This is a genomic window from Ruegeria sp. YTSC003 (genome assembly GCF_059609785.1).
In genome coordinates this window covers 546,817-564,433 of record NZ_JBXWMK010000002.1, presented here as the reverse complement: position 1 = coordinate 564,433, position 17,617 = coordinate 546,817, and the positions used below count along the sequence as shown (strand labels likewise).

Genomic DNA, 17,617 nt, shown 5'->3' with positions numbered 1-17,617 from the left:
TTTGGGCAAACACGTCCACAAAGCCCGAAAAGGTCCGCCTGTATGAGCTCTGAAATCCGTCTTGCCTTTGCGCACCCGTCCGAGCGGTCCGAAGCGACCGCTGCCCGGGGGCCGTTGGATCGAATTTCTCTGCGCGACCATATCGTCGAGGTTGAAATCGGCGCGTTTCAGGCCGAGCGTGGAACGACCCAGCGTATTTGTTTTAACATAGTAGTGGAAGTTCGCCCCTTGAGTGATCCCATCGACGATGACGTGGATCGCATCCTGTCCTACGACCGGGTGACTGAGGCGATCGCGTATGAGCTTGCGGCGGAACGGCTCAACTTACTGGAAACTCTGGCGGACCGAGTTGCAGAACGAATTCTACTTGAGCCACAGGCCGTAAGAGCCTTCGTCAGAATAGAAAAACTTGATCGCGGTCCTGGGGCTTTGGGTGTCGAGATTGTGCGCGGAAAAGACAAGGCTCATCACGACGTCGTCGAGGAAGAGCGCCCGCATCCCCGACTGGCCTTTCTGTCGAACGAGGCTATCGCATCGCCCAATCTGACCGGATGGATCGATCAGCTGGAAAATCGTGAACGCCCGTTGATCCTATGTGTCGGCGCGGCGGATATGCCTGTTTCACAGACTGGCCACGCGATGACCCAACGCCGAATTGATCTGTTGGCGATTGAACAGAACGCCTGGGTTTTGGCTGCCCGCGATCACCGCTGTGTTGTCGTTTCAACGCGGACTGAGCTGGATTGGGCCATGAAAAATGGTCAGATTTGCGTCTGGGCACCCTCAAAAATCGTGCTGGATGCTGTTGACGGCCAATCGGCGGCACCTTCGGATGCGGTGGCGCTGGCGGCATGGTTTGCTGCCACTTTTGAGGCGAGTGAGATGATGGTGATCGGCGGCGCGCTGCCCGACGCTCCTGAAACCCCGTTGCGTGCGATCTCGGTGGATCAGGCACAACTGTGACCGCTTATTTTCGACCTCTGGTTCAGAATGGTCTGAACCGTCCTTCGGGGGCTGTCTCAATTGCGGGCCAGCCGCTGTGGTTTACCAATGTCGAACGGTTAAGCCGTCAAGAGTCCCCAAGGGTCATTGCTGTGGAGGATGTGCCGGGCGACGTGCTGGACCGTCTGACGCGTCCGCGTGTCGATGTCGCCGGCCTTGCCATGGATCGTCCGCACATTATGGGCATTCTGAATGCGACCCCAGATAGCTTCTCAGATGGCGGCGTGCACAATTCGGTCAGCGCGGCCCAATCTGCGGCTGAGCAAATGGTGTCACAAGACGCAACCATTCTGGATATCGGCGGCGAATCGACCCGACCCGGAGCAACTTTCGTGCCCGAAGATGAAGAGATCGCGCGAACCCGCCCCCTGATCGAAGCGATCAAATCCCGCACTGATGCGCTGATATCCATCGATACGCGCAAATCCGCCGTCGCCAAAGCAGCGTGGAAGGCCGGAGCAGGGCTGATCAACGATGTAACAGGATTTACCTTTGACCCACAGCTTGCGCCGTTTTGCGCACAAGTTGGCGCTCCGGTCTGTGTGATGCACATGCAGGGCGATCCGGGCACAATGCAAGACAATCCGACCTATGACGACGTTCTGCTGGATGTCTACGATTTCCTTGAAGGGCAGGTGGATCGTCTCGAAAAACTCGGGTTGGACCGGGATCAGATTATCGTTGATCCAGGCATAGGGTTTGGCAAGACCGAGGCACATAACCTGGCCTTACTGCAAGGGATCAGCCTGTTTCATGGTCTAGGTTGCCCGATCCTGCTGGGTGTGTCCCGAAAAGGTATTATTGGGCAGATTGGCAAAGAGCCGCGCAAGGGCGCCCGCGCGCCGGGATCAATCGCCGTCGGGCTGGCTGGATTGTCACAAGGCGTTCAAATTCTGCGCGTGCACGATGTTGCAGAAACCGCTCAGGCCTTGCGCCTTTGGGCCGCCGTCCGGTAAGGCGGAGGCAGGCAAGAAATGACGGAGTGACATTATGCGCAAGCTGTTCGGAACCGATGGGGTGCGGGGTACAGCCAATACCCATCCAATCACGGCTGAAATGGCATTGCGCATCGGGGCCGCCGCTGGCCGTTACTTCCGCCGCGATCAATCCGACGTCCACCGTGTTGTGATCGGTAAGGATACGCGCCTGTCCGGCTATATGGTGGAAAACGCCCTGACGGCCGGATTGACTTCGACCGGGATGAACGTGTTGCTGCTTGGACCGGTGCCGACGCCCGCTGTTGGTCTGATGACACGGTCGATGCGCGCGGATCTTGGGGTGATGATCTCGGCCAGCCATAACCCGGCCGAGGACAACGGAATCAAGTTCTTTGGTCCTGACGGATACAAGCTGTCTGATCAGGCGGAGCTCGAGATTGAAAAGCTGATCGAAGAAGGTGTCAAACCTGCGCAGGCACGGAATATCGGCCGTGCCAGACGGGTGGATGATGCGCGGTTCCGATATGGTGAACGCGTCAAATCTTCGCTGTCGCGTGACTTGCGTTTGGACGGGCTAAAAGTTGTAGTCGATTGCGCCAATGGGGCCGCTCACCGCACGGCGCCCGAGGTTTTGTGGGAATTGGGTGCCGAGGTGATCCCGGTCGGCATCACGCCGAATGGTAAGAATATCAACCTCAACTGTGGTTCGACCAAACCGCAGCTGGCTGCCGAAACCGTGGTGGCCCATGGCGCAGATATCGGGATTTGTCTGGACGGTGATGCCGATCGCGTCGTTATGATCGACGAGAATGGCCAAGTCGCGGATGGGGATCAGTTGATGGCGCTTTTGGCGACCAGCTGGGCCGAAGCAGACCGTCTGAAAGGCGGCGCGCTGGTTGCAACGGTTATGTCGAACCTTGGCCTGGAACGTCATCTAGAAAGCCATGGCTTGCGTCTGGAACGCACCGGCGTCGGGGATCGCTATGTCGTTGAACGTATGCGCGAAGGCGGGTTCAACCTGGGTGGCGAACAATCGGGCCACATCGTCATGAGCGACTATGCGACCACAGGCGACGGCCTTATGGCAGGCCTCCATTTCCTGGCGGAGATGGTTCATACGGGTCAAAAAGCATCGGAATTGGCGGTGCAGTTCGAAACCGTACCGCAAATGCTGAAGAACGTGCGCTATGGCGAAGGACAAGCCCCGCTTGAGGCCGCCAGTGTGCAGGCTGCAATTTCTGACGCCGAGGCGCGGCTGAACGGGCAGGGACGGTTGCTGATCCGCAAATCAGGTACGGAACCTCTGATCCGCGTCATGGCGGAATGTGAAGATGATGCGCTGCTGACCCAGGTTGTCGACGGCATCGTTGCCGAAGTCGAGGCCGTCACAGGCTAGCGCCCAGTCAACATCTTTCGCAGGCTGAACCACTGGCTGATGGCCAGCCCGGTCAGGATCATGGCCAGCGCCACGAAAAAGCGCAGCGGCAACGCTTCGGACAGAACCCATGCGCCGAACACCATGGACCAAATCGGGACCTGGTAATTCACCAGCGTCATAAAGACCGATCCTGCGCTGCGAATGACGGATACGCGCAGCAGTGTTGCAAATGCCGTAGGGACCAACCCCAAAACGATGATGGCAATGCTTGGGCGGGTACCTTCCCACGTGGGGACGCCTTCGGTCACGAACATGATCGGCAAAAGGATTACTGCGCCGACCAGCAGGGTCAGGGCGGCCAGAACCACCGGATCAATGGGCGGACATTGACGGGTGAAGATCGACGCCAGAGAATAACACAAGGCGGCCCCGATGCAGGCCAGTTGCGCCAAAGGTTCCGACCCGTGGCCGAGTTGCGCCAAGCCGGGGCCGATCAGCACCAACGCACCGCAGAATCCAAGGATCACGCCCACCAATTTTCTCAGGTTCAGGGGCTCGTCCGAAAAGAAATGCGCCAGCGGCAGTACCATCAGAGGGATTGCGGCCATGGACAGACCCGCGAAGGCGGACGGTACGTATTGCTGCCCCCAGCTTAGCAGAACAAAGGGCAGGGCCGAGGACAAGATACCGATCACGATGACCGAAGCCCACAAGGCGGTCGACCCCGAGGGTAGCTTGCGGTTTGTAGCGGCCATCAGCCCCAGCAACATTACTGCGCCAAGCGTCGTCCGCGCGGTGGCGACTGTGATAGGTCCATACCCTTCCAGCGCCATGGTGACGACCATGAACGTACCGCCCCAGATCAGGCCAAGGGTGATAACGCCGCTCCAATCGCGGGATGTGGGGTGCTGAACCATCTGCGTCTCGGCTTGGGGTAAGGACAAAAAAGGGCGGCCTTATGGGCCGCCCCTTCGCATTCGCTTGGCAGGATCAGTTCTTTTCCTGATCGACCAGCTTGCCAGCAGAGATCCACGGCATCATGTCGCGCAGTTTCTTACCAACTTGTTCGATCTGATGCTCATCATTGTGGCGACGGGCCGCTTTGATGGTCGGCTGACCGACGGCGTTTTCCAGCATGAAGTCACGGACGAACTTTCCGGTTTGGATGTCGGACAACGTCTCTTTCATCGCTTTCTTGGTCTGCTCATAAGGCAGAATGCGCGGGCCGGTGACGTACTGGCCGTACTCGGCAGTGTTCGAGATCGAATAATCCATGTTCGCGATACCGCCTTCATAGATCAGGTCAACGATCAGCTTGGTCTCGTGCAGACATTCGAAATAGGCCATTTCGGGCGCATAACCTGCCTCAACCAGAGTTTCGAAACCACAACGGATCAGTTCGACGATACCGCCGCACAGAACGGCCTGCTCACCGAACAGGTCGGTTTCGCACTCTTCGCGGAAGTTGGTTTCGATGATGCCCGAGCGGCCGCCACCGATGGCCGAGCAATAGGACAGGCCGATTTCCAGAGCCTTTCCGGTCGCGTCGCTGTCAACAGCTACCAGGCAAGGCACGCCGCCGCCTTTGACGTATTCGCCGCGTACGGTGTGGCCGGGGCCTTTGGGGGCCATCATGATGACGTCGATGCCTTCTTTCGGCTCAATCAGGCCAAAGTGGACGTTCAGGCCATGGGCAAAGGCAATGGCGGAGCCGGGCTTGATGTTGTCATGCACGTATTTCTTGTAGGTCTCGGCCTGCAGTTCGTCGGGCATGGTGAACATGATGACGTCGCACCAGGCCGCCGCTTCGGCGATGCCCATGACTTCCAGGCCTTCGGCTTCAGCTTTTTTGGCGGATGCCGAGCCTTCGCGCAGAGCGACGACAAGGTTCTTCGCACCCGAGTCGCGCAGGTTAAGTGCGTGGGCGTGGCCTTGGCTGCCGTAGCCCAGGATTGCTACTTTTTTGTCTTTGATCAGGTTGATGTCGCAATCGCGATCGTAATAGACGCGCATGTCGCCGGTCCTTTCTGGTTAGATTGCCGAGGGTTTTACCTGCCGGATGTTGTATTGGCGATAGGGTTGCACTTGAGTATTTGCGAAAAAGATGAAGAATAATTCGTGTGATACCAAAAATACGAAAAAATCATGCTTGATGACATAGACCGTCGAATTCTGCGCCATTTTCAGGCCGACCCCAGTCTGTCAGCCGCGGAACTCGCCGAGCGTTGCCGTATCAGCCAAGGGGTCTGCTGGCGCCGGGTCGAAAAGATGCAGGCCGCAGGCATCATCCAAGGGCAAGAGGCCGTGATCGACTGGGCGGCACTTGGGTACGCGGTCGAGGTTTCGCTGCGGGTCACGCTGGACAAGACCCAATCGCGCGCGTTTGACGAATTCACTTCGGCCGCCCGGCAGGTGCCTGAGGTGATCGAATTGCAGACCTTTCTGGGCCGGGTAGATGTGCGTCTGTCGGTGATTGCCAGGGACATGGCACATTACCAACAACTCTACCGCGACCGCATTCTGACCCTGCCGCATATCGCGGATATTGAGGCCTTGATGCACATCGCGCGGGTCAAAAGCGAAGAGGTGCTGCCGGTATGATCGATCTGGATGAACTTGACCGAAAGATACTGCGCGCGCTGGCGCAGGATGCTTCGCTAAGCGCGGGGGCGTTGGGACGTAAGCTGGGATTGTCACAACCCGCGACATGGCGGCGAATTCGACGGCTGGAAACCTCGGGCATTATCAAAGGTCGCCGGCTGCGCTTGAATGCCGAGGCGTTGGGATTCGGCGTGACCGTGTTCCTAGGCGTAAAACTGGCACGCAAGGGACAGATCAGTTTGGAGGATTTTGAGCGCGCGGTTAGTGCAATTCCCGAAGTTCAGACAGTTGAGCATGTGCTGGGTCTGTACGATTATCGCCTGCGGGTTGTTGCCCGCGACCTGTCGGATTTTGAGCGTGTCCTGCGCCGTCGGATAATGACCTTGCCCGGCGCAGGAGATGTCGAAGCCAACGTCCTGCTAAGTGAGGAACGTTTGCCGGGACCGATCGGATAAGCCCGTTCAGTACCGCGTGCGGATGCAATATCCGGGATGGTGTGTCATCCGGGCAAATGCCATCGGATTTCCGTTCTTCCAGGTCGTGCGCTCTAGCTGGATCATCGACGTTCCGGGGGTAGTTCCCATGAATTCCGCCAATCGTCCGTCCGCGGAGATCGCGCAAAAGGAGACTTCAGCCTCGGTAAACGGAGAGGCGTTCAATAGCCATTCATGGGGGCCCTGGGTGCTCAGATCAGCATGTTCGATTTCGGGTACCGCATCTATGTTGATCCAGCGTTCTTCCAACTGGAAGGGACGGTTGTCGGCATAATGCATGCAGATGACTTGCAGGACGCGAATGTCCGCGGAAACACCGATCTGTGAAGCCAGCCAACCGGGGCTTGCGACCACGTTGCGTTCAACCAGCGAGTACCGATAGGTTGCATTTTGGCTTTCAACCGTTTGACGAGCCAACGAAAATTCTAGCTTGGCGTGCTTGCTGGGTTCCTTTTTGACCCGGGTCCCGCTTTTGCGTTTGCGCTCGACAAAGCCCTGATCAGAAAGCTCGCGCAGGGCACGGTTCACTGTCGCGCGTGCGCAATTGAATTCCTCGGCAAGCTGTGTTTCGGTTGGCAGAAGCGATCCCTGCGGCCAAATGCGGCTTTCGATCCGCCGTTTGACTTCGTCCCGTACAACTTGAAAACTGATCCGCTTATGCGCATTCACCTGTCGAAATACCTTTCTTCTGCAAAGTGAGTGCATCTGGTCAGAAACACGTCAGAGTGTAAAGGGCGACTGACACTAATTGGCGTCATTTCTTGCCAGATTCGACCAACAAAATATCATTTGAGTGTTTTGTTTTTGGTTCCCTTAGGCCAGATATTCGGGTTCAGTACGGGTCTCGGCAAACTAACCCGGGTCGCGAGGCCGCTGACGACAATTTGAAAGGACAAACCATGCCAGCGCTATTGGACACCGTCGATCCCTCTGGGCTCGAAGAGTTCTCGGTCGTGTTTACGGATCGGTCTCTGAACCACATGTCAGTGCAGTTTCAACAGGTGATGCGGGACATCTCGGGGTTGCTGAAGGATGTGTATAATGCGGATGGTGTGGCGATTATCCCTGGTGGTGGCACCTATGGGATGGAGGCCGTCGCCCGGCAATTTGCACGCAATGCCAATGTACTTGTCGTTCGGAACGGGTGGTTTTCCTACCGCTGGAGCCAGATCATCGAATCCGGTGATCTGACGGCGTCGGCGACGGTTCTTAAGGCTCGTGAAACCGGCAATTCCAGCCCGTCGCCCTTTGCCCCCGCACCGATTGACGAGGTTGTTTCAACAATCCGTGAACAGCGTCCGGACGTTGTTTTTGCCCCACATGTAGAGACCTCGGCCGGTGTAATTCTGCCCGACGATTACGTGACTGCCATGGCCGCGGCGGCGCATGAGGTTGGGGCGTTAATGGTGCTGGACTGCATCGCCTCGGGTTGTGCTTGGGTCGACATGAAGGCCACCGGTGTGGACGTTCTGATCTCGGCCCCCCAGAAAGGCTGGAGCGCATCGCCCTGCGCGGGCCTTGTCATGTTTTCTGAGCGTGCCGAAGCGCGGTTGGAGGAGACGACGTCTGACAGCTTTGCCGTTGATCTGAAGAAATGGCGGCAGATAATGCAAGCCTATGAAAATGGCGGGCACGCGTATCACGCGACCATGCCCACGGATGCGTTGAAGGCGTTCCGCGATACGATGGTCGAGACCGAGCGAAGCGGTTGGGAAACTCTTCGAAATGCTCAATGGAATCTGGGAAATGGAGTGCGGGAGCTCTTGAAGGGATACGGTATTATCTCTGTTGCGGCGGACGGATTTGGCGCGCCGGGCGTTGTGGTCAGTTATACCTCAGATCCAGATGTTCAGAATGGTAAGAAATTTGCGGCTTTGGGCATGCAGATCGCAGCAGGTGTGCCGCTGCAATGTGATGAGCCCGAAGGATTCAGCACCTTCCGCCTCGGTCTGTTTGGTTTGGACAAATTGTATGACGTTGACGGCACCATCGGGCGGCTCAAGCGCGTGCTGGATCAGGTTCTGTGAAACCGTTCGGGCCTTAGCGTACGCCGAGGCCCATTTCCATCAAGGTCTTGCGAACAGCCGGCAGGGAATAGAGCGCATTCAACCCCATTGCCCTCACGTCCCTTAACGGTCGCGCCTCGATCATCGAGGCGCGGTTTAACAGATCAATTCCTTTGACCCGCATCTCGATCTCGGTATGGCGGGCTTTGTGATAGGCCTCGAGCATCTGCGCGTCGCCCAAACCTTCGGGGCGGGCCTGCGCCAGTTCCAGCAGACTGCTCAGATCGCCCAGCGACATGTTCAATCCCTGGGCTCCAATTGGCGGCACCACATGGGCAGCTTCGGCCATTAGTGCGACTCGCTCGCCAGCCAGACGTTCTGCGGACTGGCTGATGATCGGCCAGATGGTCCGGCGCGAAGCCAGTTTTAACGGTCCGAACAACCCACAGGACCGTTCGGTCATCAGCGCCTCAAACGCTTCGGGCTCGGTGTTGAGCAACTCAACCGCGCGGGGTCCGCGCTCCATCCACACAATCGCCGAAGACGGTTGCCCCTGCCAATCGGGCAGGGGGACCAGGGTGAAGGGCCCACCCGAGCGATGGATCTCGGTCGAGACATTGTCATGGGGAATCGGATGTGTGACCGCAAAGGCCAATGCCTTCTGGCCATAGCGCGTTGTATGGACCTTGATCCCAGCCGCCTCGCGCATGGGAGAGTTGCGCCCGTCAGCAGCGACCACCAGCTTGCAACGAATGCGGCTGCCGTCACTCAGGCCGACACGCGCTTCGGCAGTGCGGGTGAACAGGCTGACGGTGCCTGTACCGGCACGGAAATCGACATTGGGCAGTACGGCCAGTCGTGCCACCATCTCGCGCCGCAGCAGCCAGTTGGGCAGGTTCCAGCCGAACGGTTGATCCGAGATATCAGCGGCGTTGAAATCGCGCACAACGCGGGGTTCAGGAACATCTCCGCCTGCGTCCACAATCCGCATGATCTGCAAAGGGGCCGCGTGTGCGTCCAGCCGTTGCCACAACCCACATTGCTCTAACAGCCCGTGTGCGGGCTGAAGAAATGCGGTGGTTCGCAAATCAGAGCCGTCCACGTCGCGCTCGGTTATCGGGGGCGTCGGGTCCACGCAAATAACGTCGAACCCGGCGGTTCCAAAGGCCGCCGCGGCGGTCAGACCGGCGATTCCTCCGCCGGAAATCAGGATGTCACAGCTGTCTTTCATGACCTTGGCCTCCGAGTGTTGGGCAGACCCTAGTTCGGTTCCTCCGCCGGTGCCAAGTGACATCCTGTCTCGCGTGTCAGCCGCGCGAGATCAGGATGAGGATCAGGAACATCACCGGCACCATCATCACCGCCGGGATGTACAGGCCCGGCAAGCCAAACAACAGGGCAGAACATCCCCACATGCTGAAAATCGCGGCCGCTGTATAACCCCATTCTTCGCCCTTTGCATGAGCGGCATCCTTGGCTAGCCAGCCAAACAGGGGGATTGCAAACAACAGGCGCTGCCAGATGGGCAGGCGTCCGGGCATCTCGATCGCGCTCATGGGGTCTCCGATTCTGTTCGTCGCTGAGGCGCATATAGGGTCGATGATGCACCTGCAGAATGTGCAGATCGTCGCAGTGTGACAGCCTATCGCAGGCGGGCCAGAAACGCGGTCAAATCGTCGGTATGATGGTGGATATGCTCAGCCTTATGCGGCTCGGGCGCGACGTGAACAGTGCGCATTCCCATCGCGTGCGGAGCAGTCAGATTGCGCGGATCATCTTCAAACATAGCCGCCTTGGCGGCGTCGATGCCATCCTGTGCAAAGATCGCCTCGAACGCGGCCTGTTGAGGTTTTGGACGATAGCCCGCGTGTTCTACGCCATAAACCGCATCGAACAAACCGCTGAGGCCGCGTGCTTTTAGCACCCGTTCGGCATAAGGCGCGCTGCCGTTGGTGTAAACGATACGACGGCCGGGAAGGGACCTGATGTGGTCGGCCAACTCAGCGTCGGGGTCCATGTGGCTCATGTCCACCTGATGCACGGCGTATAGATATGGGTCGGGGTCCAGGTCATGCTCGGCCATCAAGCCGGCCAGCGTGGTGCCGTATTCCCGCCAATAGTGCGAGCGCAGACGATCCGCCTCGGCCCGGTCGACGCCAATGGCCTGCACCACGTAATCCGTCATCAGAACCTCGATCTGGTCGAATAGTTGCATATGAGGCGGGTACAGCGTGTTGTCGAGGTCGAACACCCATTGGGTGACGTGCGAAAAAGAAGGTTTGACCATGGGTTGGGTTTAGGCCGCCATGCACAGGTTTTCAATGCTACACTTGATTGCACGGGCCTGAGACGGATAGACATGTCCGAACGAGGAGAAAAAACACCCCATGCCGCAATCCCGTCAGCCCAACAAAGACGCCTATAGCCTTATTCTCGAAGCGATTGATGTGGGCGTTTACAAGCCCGGCGACCGATTGGTCGAAAGTGAGCTGGCGGAACGGTTTGGCGTGTCCCGCACGCCGATCCGCGAAGCGTTGCAGCGCCTCGAGACGCAGTCCCTGCTAGAGCGTGACGGACGATCACTGATCGTGGCCTCGCTGGATCACAACCAAATGGCCGAACTTTATGTGGTCCGGCGCGAGTTGGAAGGATTGGCCGCAAAGCTGGCCGCGAAACACGCCACCGAAGAAGAGATCAAAGTGCTGCAGGACATGGTCGCCGCTGACGATGCGTTGGTGAATGATCCAACGGCACTGTCGCGGGCCAACCGACGGTTTCATGAACAGATCCATCTGGCTTCGCACAACCGGTATCTGGTGCAGCAGCTGAATCTTGTGCACCGCACAATGGCTCTGATGGCTACGACCTCGCTTGCCGTTCAGGGCCGTGGCGAGATTGCGCAAAGTGAGCATAAGGGCATTGTCGAGGCGATCACCGCACGGGATGAAGAGGCGGCTGAGCGCGCGCTGAAAGAACATATCTCGGTGGCGTTCATGACCCGGCTGAAACAGGATGCCGTGTTGCGCGAAAAGTGACCGTCAGTGCGGCTGTACTTCTTCGCGGGCCTGCCCATGCTGAGTTTTGTCCCAGAAGAACGGGTTGCTGGCCAGTTCCCACAGGGCTTTGTAGGCGGCTAACACGCCTAGCGGAAAATAAAGCGGCATTGTTGGAACCCACGGCATAAGGAATCGTCTTTCAGGCGCTGCTACGGCCAGCATTCCAACGATCAGATTGGTGATCTCGGCCACCAGAAACAGGCTGATGAGTGCGTAGAAGGCCCAATCAGACAAAAGCGGATCGAACGGGCCAGGCAAGCCCAGTGTCGCCAACCAGAACAACCATAGGACCGGTGCCAGTAGAAACTGACCGATAGTCCCCAGAAAGAACGCCTGAATGCCAAGAAATCGCTTGAGCCCGATGTCGCCCAGCAGACGCCGCGGCGCACGCATGTGCACCAGATATGTAACCATGAACCCCTTTAGCCAGCGCGAGCGCTGCTTGACCCACGGCCAGGCGCGAAAGTTTGCCTCTTCATAGGTGGTGGTATCAACCATCTCGGTTCGATAGCCCGCGCGGCTGAGGCGCACGCCCAGATCGGCATCTTCCGTTACATTGTGGGCATCCCAGCCGCCAAGCTCCAGCAGCTTGTCCCTGCGGAAAAAGAATGTTGTGCCCCCAAGCGGGACGACCAGACCCAGATTCGCAATGCCTTGCAGGATGATCCGAAACCAGCTGTTGTATTCGATTGTAAAACAGCGTGACCGCCAATTTGTGCGCGGGTTGTAATAATCCAGAACACCTTGTAGGCAGACGACGTCCTCGTCAGCCCGCGCAAAATGCCGGACCACCCGTTCGATCTGATCCGATTGCGGGGCGTCCTCGGCATCCCACACACCCAGAATGTCGCCACGGCAAAAATCCAGCGCGTAGTTCATCGCGCGGGGCTTTGTCGTCAGTCCGTTCAGTTCTGGGACTTCAACAGTTCTGATCCAGCTGGGTAGATCCACTCGTCCCAATGTGGTGCGCGTGACCTCATCTGAGGCCTCCAGCACCAGAATGACATCCAACAACGCCTTTGGGTAGGTCAGGCGTTGTAGCCGCTTAATTAAGGCGCTTGCTATTTCTCGTTCTTTGTAAAGGGGTACCATCATCGACACGCGTGGTAATCGCAGCGGGACAGGTTCGGGCGTTGGGCACACTAGGCGGTATCTCATAAGATATGAGACCAAGCCTGCCATGCGCAAAATCATGAACATAAGCAGCGAAACCGTGGCTGTGGTCAAAAGAACAGTCAGACCAACCAGAGGAAAGGCTGTAAAAAAGAAAAGAAGTCCCGCAAGGACAGCGATGGGACCCGCGCGCTTTGTCGGCGTCCACGATCGACAGCTCTGATCCTTGCCGACCCGGGTTTCCGCGCCTTTTGCCAAAGTTTCGGAAAATGAGCTGGCAATCGCGTGATCAATCTGACTGGCCGATGCAAGTACCGGGGCAATCGTGTGTTCGGTGTGGGACAGGGCGGCGCGTACCGCGGCAAAGCGGTTCGGATCAGCGGTCGCGATCAGCAGGATCGGGCCGATGCGTTGCCACGGGATCACATTATGCTTCAGCCAGAACTCGACCGGTTTGATGTCACATAAGGTCGGGGAGGGGGGCGTGTTTTTCAGATCGGCAATTTGCAGATTGGTCTGCTCGGACAAAGCATCCATGACTTCCTGACGGCTGATCCAGCCCTCTCCGACAAGGATCTCGCCCAGCGGGGCCTGTTGTCTGGATTGCAAGTGCAGCGCCTTTTCGAGCTGCGCGGGGGTGATGCATCCACGTTCGAGTAAACAGGCGCCAAGGGGTTTCCGCGCCCCAAAAGAAATCGGCGCGGCGCGCGCGAATTGCTGCAGGCTATGTTCAACCATAAAAAAACCCTGACACGGTGACCCGCGTCAGGGTGGCTCAATCAAGGTTAACAGCGCGTTAACACTAAACGATGGAGTGGTTAAGCCTGTGCTTTCTTGTCTGCCATAGCTTCGGCAAAGCGTTCGAACAGATAGTAGCTGTCCTGTGGGCCGGGTGAGGCTTCGGGGTGGTGCTGCACTGAATAGACAGGGCGATCGGTCATGCGGATGCCGCAGTTGGACCCGTCAAACAACGAGCGGTGGGTTTCCACAACTCCGTCGGGCAGGGACTGGCCATCCACAGCGAAGCCATGGTTCATCGAGGTGATCTCGACCTTGCCGGTATCCAGGTCTTTGACCGGATGGTTGGCCCCGTGGTGGCCGTGGTTCATCTTGACGGTATGGCCGCCCAAAGCCAGCGCCAGCATCTGGTGGCCCAGACAAATGCCAAAGACGGGCAGATCGGTGGCGTCTAGAACCTCTTTGATCATCGGCACGGCGTATTCACCAGTGGCTGCCGGGTCTCCGGGGCCGTTCGACAGGAACACGCCATCGGGATTATGGGCCAGCACCTCGGCAGCTGTCGCCGTTGCAGGCAAAACCGTGACGTCGCAACCAGCCGAGGCGAGGCAGCGCAGGATATTGCGCTTTGCGCCAAAGTCGACGGCGACTACTTTATGCACCGGAGCTTCCTGACGTTTATACCCGTCCGGCCAGGCCCACCGCATTTCGTCCCAGCGATAGCTTTGGGCGCAGGTGACCTCTTTGGCCAGATCCATGCCTTCCAGACCGGCAAAGCCACGCGCGGCGGCGACCAATGCCTCGATATCAAAGTTACCGTCGGGATCATGCGCCAACGCGACATGAGGTGCGCCTTGCTGACGGATGGCGCGGGTCAGGCGGCGGGTGTCCACGCCACCGATGGCGATGCGGCCGCGGCGGGCCAGCCAGGCCTTCAGTTCTTCGGCCGAGCGCCAGTTCGATGGCTCGGTCGGGTCCCATTTGACCACCATTCCGGCGGCAACCGGATCGCCAGTCTCGTCATCCTCGGGGTTCACGCCGACATTGCCGATATGAGGGAAGGTGAAGGTCACGATCTGTCCCGCATAAGAGGGGTCGGTCATGATTTCCTGGTATCCGGTCATGGCGGTGTTAAAGCACAGTTCAGCCACGGTTTGGCCGGTGGCACCGAAGCCCATACCGTAGAACAATGTACCGTCGGCCAATGCCAGACATGCGGTGGGCTTGGACGGGGCGTTCTGGGCCATGGCGCGACTCTCCTGCAAGGTAAACCGGCGCATACCTAAGGGGGTTGTCCGCTCGGGTCAAGTCTGTTCAATTTTTAGGCTATTGTTTAAAATCAATAAGTTAGCTGCATGCGCCCCCTGTTGTATCGCGCTTTTTGTTTCGATATGGTCGGGGTTCCTTTGCCATGGGGATGGACAGAACATATGGATATGCGATCAAGGGTGAACACTGCCCTGAAGCAAGCAATGAAAGACAAGGATGCCGAGCGTCTGTCGACGCTGCGCCTGATTAATGCTGCGATCAAGGACCGTGACATCGCTTCGCGCGCGTCTGACAACGAAGAAGCCAAAGGCTGCGGCGACGCAGAGGTGCTTGAAATTCTTGGTAAAATGACCAAGCAGCGCAAAGAAAGCGCCCGTGCCTATGAAGAGGGCAGCCGTTTGGATCTGGCCGAACGGGAACTGCGCGAGGTCGAGGTCATCGAGGAATTTCTGCCCAAGCAATTGGACGATGACGAGGTGAGCAAGGCCATTCAGTCCGCAATCACGGCCACCGGCGCCGGGTCGATCCGCGACATGGGCAAAGTGATGGGTGAGCTGAAAACTCGCTACACCGGCCAGATGGATTTCGGCAAGGTTGGCCCGATGGTCAAAGACCAGCTTTGCGCTGGGGCAAGCGGCGGCTGCTAAGCCCTTTTCTTTTGCCAGATGCTAAGACTGCGCGACGGGTTCGCGCAGTTTTTTTGTGAGCTCATCAAACAGCGAAATCCGCTCTTCCTCAGACAGAAACGCGCCGATTTCAACTTCGCGACCGTCACCGGTCAGTGTGACATAATTCGGGACCGGGCCTCCGCGCTCGTGCATTTCGGGGCGCGCCCAATAGCGGTTGCACGACCACGCCTGCTGCCCCCGTTGGGGGTGATGCTGCACCAGACGGGCCTGCGATCTGGTCAAGGTCAACACCTCGAAAACGCTGCGTGCACGGTAATTGGACTGGATCGCGAACCACAGTCCCAGAACGGTCAACAGCATGAATGGCAGCAAACCCCACAGCAAAACCGAACCAAGTACAGCCATCAGGGGAATCAAGCCAAACAAAAAGACCGCCAACACCACACGCATCGCCCAGCGTGGGGGCAGAGAGTTATGCGGCCACAGGCGCAACTCTTGCTCGGAACTTGAGGTTTGATTCCATCGATACGGCATGGTGCAAAAATAGCGCAACACCTGCCGGTGTCTAACAGGAAAGATCAGATGACGTGCCCAACTCTGGCCCAGGATAACGCGTCGTCCAGCCGGTCATCGCCCCAGAAAACCTCGCCGCGAACGACCAGGCTGGGGGCGCCAAAAACGCCCAGCTTTGTGGCCTGTTCGGTTTCGGTTTCAAGCGCCGAGATCGTGTCCGGGCTGCGTGCGCGGGCAAGGGTCAGGCGCGGGTCCTGCTGACACCGATGCAGCGCTTCTGATAACGCGGTTTCGCTGCCCGCCTCGATCCCTTCTTCGAACCAGATGCGGTACAGGTTTTGAGTAAAGGATTTACCCCAGCCATCCGCCATACCCAGCACGGCAACCTGATTGGCCAGCGCAAGATCCGAGATCGGGTAGGGTGCAGGAAGCGTTGCGTGCAGGTGGTATTTTGCGGCTCGCCGCTCGATATCACGCCACATATATGCGGATTTGGCCGGTTTGCCTGCAAATGGAATGTTCTGTTGTTCGGACATCACGGTGCGCACGTTAAACGGTCGCCAATTGACGGTCGCGTCATGCTCATCACACCAATCATCCAGGCGCATGATTGTCAGGAAGCTGTATGTGCTGCCGATGGAAAACCAAAAGTCAATTTCGGGCATCTGATGGCTCCGATCCCAGGGTTTCTGGATACATGATACCCTAATTTGGGCAGATTATCGAACGCACCCTGAAATGGCGTTGCGGACACGCCAAATCGGGTCGCTCTAAAACAGAACTTTTTCGATGGGTTGCGCGGGTTGAGGCGCAACCCCGCAGTCTGTCATCTGCCGTAAGTCAATCTCGATGCTGCGACAAAGGGCCGAGATCGGAACATCGGTCACATCCCCTTCGAACGGATCCTCCATCGAGGCGCTGACGCGTTCGGTGACAAAGAAGATCCAACAAACCAGCGCCCCAACCGGCGCGAATGTCAGCCAGTCGAAAATAACAAGCTGCCATACAGAGATATCTGCCCCGGGGATGATTGATCGCTCGTCGTTGAACGCCAGCGGCAGCATGAAGATGAAGATCCAACTGAAGACGCGACCGACCTCGGCAACCTGTCTTGGGAAGGGTGTGTTCTTGATGCGCTCACATTGCCCCTGTGTCGTCGTAAACCGCGCGAGGCGGTCCATCAGGGCGACGTGCCAATAGGGGTCAATGCCGCGGCTGCGTGCCAATTCTGCTAGCTTTTCGCCCTGAAGAAACAACAGATAGGCGGCGCGATTGCTCTTGCCCTCAAGCCTTGCCAAGTCGATTGGCAACTGGCGTTCGCGCCAGCATTCGGGCATTTGATGCAACTCGGTTCGGTCAGAAATAGGTTTGTGCCCAAACATCCATGGGCGTCGGCTGCGTCCTGTCGGCGAGGGCTGGCGCAGCTGAAAGGCAAGCATATTGAGCCACGCGATGTGACGTTCGATCAGTTCGTCGCGCAGCGCGGGATCAATCGGTGTGCCGTCGGGCAGCACCAGATTGCTAATAGTGTTGCCCCAGTCCCGGCTGGCATTGACGATCTCGCCCCAGATGCTGCGCGCTTCGGACCAGCGCGCAAAGGCCGATGTGTTTTTGAAGCCCAGAAAGAATGCCACTGCCAGCCCGAGCATGGTGACGGGCGGGCTGGGGTTCGAGATCAACTCGATTGTCGTGATCTCGTCCGCCAGAACAACCAGCAGCGTCCATGTCAGCACGATGCAGATAAAGCCAAAGGAGCCCTTGACCATCTGTCGTACAGTAATTCCGTCGTGAAGGATCATGACCGACCGGGTCCTGCGCAATTGGCGATTGCAGATCAGTCTAGCGGCTTATTCTCGGGCAAGTCTATGCCAGCGTTGTTT

General features: G+C 58.0%; 19 protein-coding genes. 8 read left to right on the top strand and 11 right to left on the bottom strand.

Annotated elements, in window-relative coordinates; genetic code table 11:
• Window positions 1-42: 42 nt before the first annotated feature.
• Genes AC2FFH_RS06520 through glmM form a run of 3 tightly spaced genes read left to right on the top strand, consistent with a single transcriptional unit; the run spans window position 43 to window position 3,336 of the window.
• Window positions 43-963, top strand: a complete 921-nt coding sequence (locus AC2FFH_RS06520; protein ID WP_496844002.1) for a dihydroneopterin aldolase — start codon at window positions 43-45, stop codon at window positions 961-963.
• The gene (gene folP, locus AC2FFH_RS06515; RefSeq protein WP_496844001.1) at window positions 960-1,958 is read left to right on the top strand and encodes a dihydropteroate synthase; all 999 of its coding nucleotides are present in this window, start codon (window positions 960-962) and stop codon (window positions 1,956-1,958) included. Before AC2FFH_RS06520 ends, folP begins: the two co-directional genes overlap by 4 nt.
• Before the next feature lie 34 nt (window positions 1,959-1,992).
• Window positions 1,993-3,336 (top strand): phosphoglucosamine mutase, encoded by a 1,344-nt coding sequence (gene glmM, locus AC2FFH_RS06510; RefSeq protein WP_496766803.1) that lies wholly within the window; start codon window positions 1,993-1,995, stop codon window positions 3,334-3,336.
• Here the strand turns inward: glmM and AC2FFH_RS06505 are convergent.
• Together AC2FFH_RS06505 and ilvC are read right to left on the bottom strand one after the other, a co-directional pair.
• Entirely contained in the window at window positions 3,333-4,235 is a 903-nt protein-coding gene (locus AC2FFH_RS06505; protein ID WP_496766802.1) for a DMT family transporter, read from the bottom strand. The genes glmM and AC2FFH_RS06505 overlap by 4 nt on opposite strands.
• Window positions 4,236-4,308: 73 nt before the next feature.
• Window positions 4,309-5,331, bottom strand: a complete 1,023-nt coding sequence (gene ilvC / locus AC2FFH_RS06500; RefSeq protein WP_058273912.1) for a ketol-acid reductoisomerase — start codon at window positions 5,329-5,331, stop codon at window positions 4,309-4,311.
• Between the two features lie 132 nt (window positions 5,332-5,463).
• Here ilvC and AC2FFH_RS06495 point away from each other — a divergent pair, with 132 nt between their 5' ends.
• Both AC2FFH_RS06495 and AC2FFH_RS06490 read left to right on the top strand, forming a co-directional pair.
• Entirely contained in the window at window positions 5,464-5,919 is a 456-nt protein-coding gene (locus AC2FFH_RS06495; RefSeq protein WP_496766801.1) for an Lrp/AsnC family transcriptional regulator, read from the top strand.
• On the top strand, window positions 5,916-6,374 hold the full coding sequence (locus AC2FFH_RS06490; RefSeq protein WP_496844000.1) for an Lrp/AsnC family transcriptional regulator: 459 nt from the start codon (window positions 5,916-5,918) through the stop codon (window positions 6,372-6,374). The genes AC2FFH_RS06495 and AC2FFH_RS06490 overlap by 4 nt, the downstream gene beginning before the upstream one ends.
• Before the next feature lie 6 nt (window positions 6,375-6,380).
• Here AC2FFH_RS06490 and hutC read toward each other — a convergent pair whose 3' ends face one another.
• Entirely contained in the window at window positions 6,381-7,082 is a 702-nt protein-coding gene (gene hutC / locus AC2FFH_RS06485; protein WP_496722205.1) for a histidine utilization transcriptional repressor HutC, read from the bottom strand.
• 230 nt (window positions 7,083-7,312) lie between these two features.
• Here hutC and AC2FFH_RS06480 point away from each other — a divergent pair, with 230 nt between their 5' ends.
• Window positions 7,313-8,440, top strand: a complete 1,128-nt coding sequence (locus AC2FFH_RS06480; protein ID WP_496776386.1) for an aminotransferase class V-fold PLP-dependent enzyme — start codon at window positions 7,313-7,315, stop codon at window positions 8,438-8,440.
• Window positions 8,441-8,453: 13 nt separating this feature from the next.
• Here the strand turns inward: AC2FFH_RS06480 and AC2FFH_RS06475 are convergent, their stop codons facing one another.
• From AC2FFH_RS06475 to AC2FFH_RS06465, 3 genes are all read right to left on the bottom strand, one after another.
• The gene (locus AC2FFH_RS06475; RefSeq protein ID WP_496776390.1) at window positions 8,454-9,650 is read right to left on the bottom strand and encodes a UbiH/UbiF family hydroxylase; all 1,197 of its coding nucleotides are present in this window, start codon (window positions 9,648-9,650) and stop codon (window positions 8,454-8,456) included.
• 76 nt (window positions 9,651-9,726) lie between these two features.
• A complete protein-coding gene (locus AC2FFH_RS06470) occupies window positions 9,727-9,975 on the bottom strand; it encodes a hypothetical protein (protein WP_282168549.1) in 249 nt (82 codons plus the stop codon).
• A gap of 86 nt (window positions 9,976-10,061) precedes the next feature.
• Window positions 10,062-10,706 (bottom strand): pyrimidine 5'-nucleotidase, encoded by a 645-nt coding sequence (locus AC2FFH_RS06465; RefSeq protein ID WP_496843999.1) that lies wholly within the window; start codon window positions 10,704-10,706, stop codon window positions 10,062-10,064.
• 100 nt (window positions 10,707-10,806) lie between these two features.
• On the opposite strand from AC2FFH_RS06465, the gene AC2FFH_RS06460 reads away from it, so the two are divergent.
• The gene (locus AC2FFH_RS06460) at window positions 10,807-11,454 is read left to right on the top strand and encodes a GntR family transcriptional regulator (RefSeq protein WP_058273905.1); all 648 of its coding nucleotides are present in this window, start codon (window positions 10,807-10,809) and stop codon (window positions 11,452-11,454) included.
• A 3-nt stretch (window positions 11,455-11,457) separates the two neighbouring features.
• Here AC2FFH_RS06460 and AC2FFH_RS06455 read toward each other — a convergent pair whose 3' ends face one another.
• Both AC2FFH_RS06455 and carA read right to left on the bottom strand, forming a co-directional pair.
• Window positions 11,458-13,326 (bottom strand): glycosyltransferase, encoded by a 1,869-nt coding sequence (locus AC2FFH_RS06455; RefSeq protein ID WP_496843998.1) that lies wholly within the window; start codon window positions 13,324-13,326, stop codon window positions 11,458-11,460.
• Window positions 13,327-13,406: 80 nt separating this feature from the next.
• On the bottom strand, window positions 13,407-14,573 hold the full coding sequence (gene carA / locus AC2FFH_RS06450) for a glutamine-hydrolyzing carbamoyl-phosphate synthase small subunit (protein WP_496776398.1): 1,167 nt from the start codon (window positions 14,571-14,573) through the stop codon (window positions 13,407-13,409).
• Window positions 14,574-14,756: 183 nt separating this feature from the next.
• Between carA and AC2FFH_RS06445 the strand changes: the two genes are divergently transcribed.
• Window positions 14,757-15,242 (top strand): GatB/YqeY domain-containing protein, encoded by a 486-nt coding sequence (locus tag AC2FFH_RS06445; protein ID WP_496776400.1) that lies wholly within the window; start codon window positions 14,757-14,759, stop codon window positions 15,240-15,242.
• Window positions 15,243-15,263: 21 nt separating this feature from the next.
• Here AC2FFH_RS06445 and AC2FFH_RS06440 read toward each other — a convergent pair whose 3' ends face one another.
• The 3 genes from AC2FFH_RS06440 to AC2FFH_RS06430 form a co-directional block, all read right to left on the bottom strand.
• The gene (locus AC2FFH_RS06440) at window positions 15,264-15,758 is read right to left on the bottom strand and encodes a DUF2244 domain-containing protein (RefSeq protein WP_496776895.1); all 495 of its coding nucleotides are present in this window, start codon (window positions 15,756-15,758) and stop codon (window positions 15,264-15,266) included.
• A 44-nt stretch (window positions 15,759-15,802) separates the two neighbouring features.
• On the bottom strand, window positions 15,803-16,402 hold the full coding sequence (locus AC2FFH_RS06435) for a 2-hydroxychromene-2-carboxylate isomerase (protein WP_282118722.1): 600 nt from the start codon (window positions 16,400-16,402) through the stop codon (window positions 15,803-15,805).
• Between the two features lie 105 nt (window positions 16,403-16,507).
• Window positions 16,508-17,536: a bestrophin family protein gene (locus AC2FFH_RS06430; RefSeq protein ID WP_496766793.1), complete on the bottom strand. Its 1,029-nt coding sequence runs from the start codon at window positions 17,534-17,536 to the stop codon at window positions 16,508-16,510.
• Window positions 17,537-17,617: the final 81 nt, after the last annotated feature.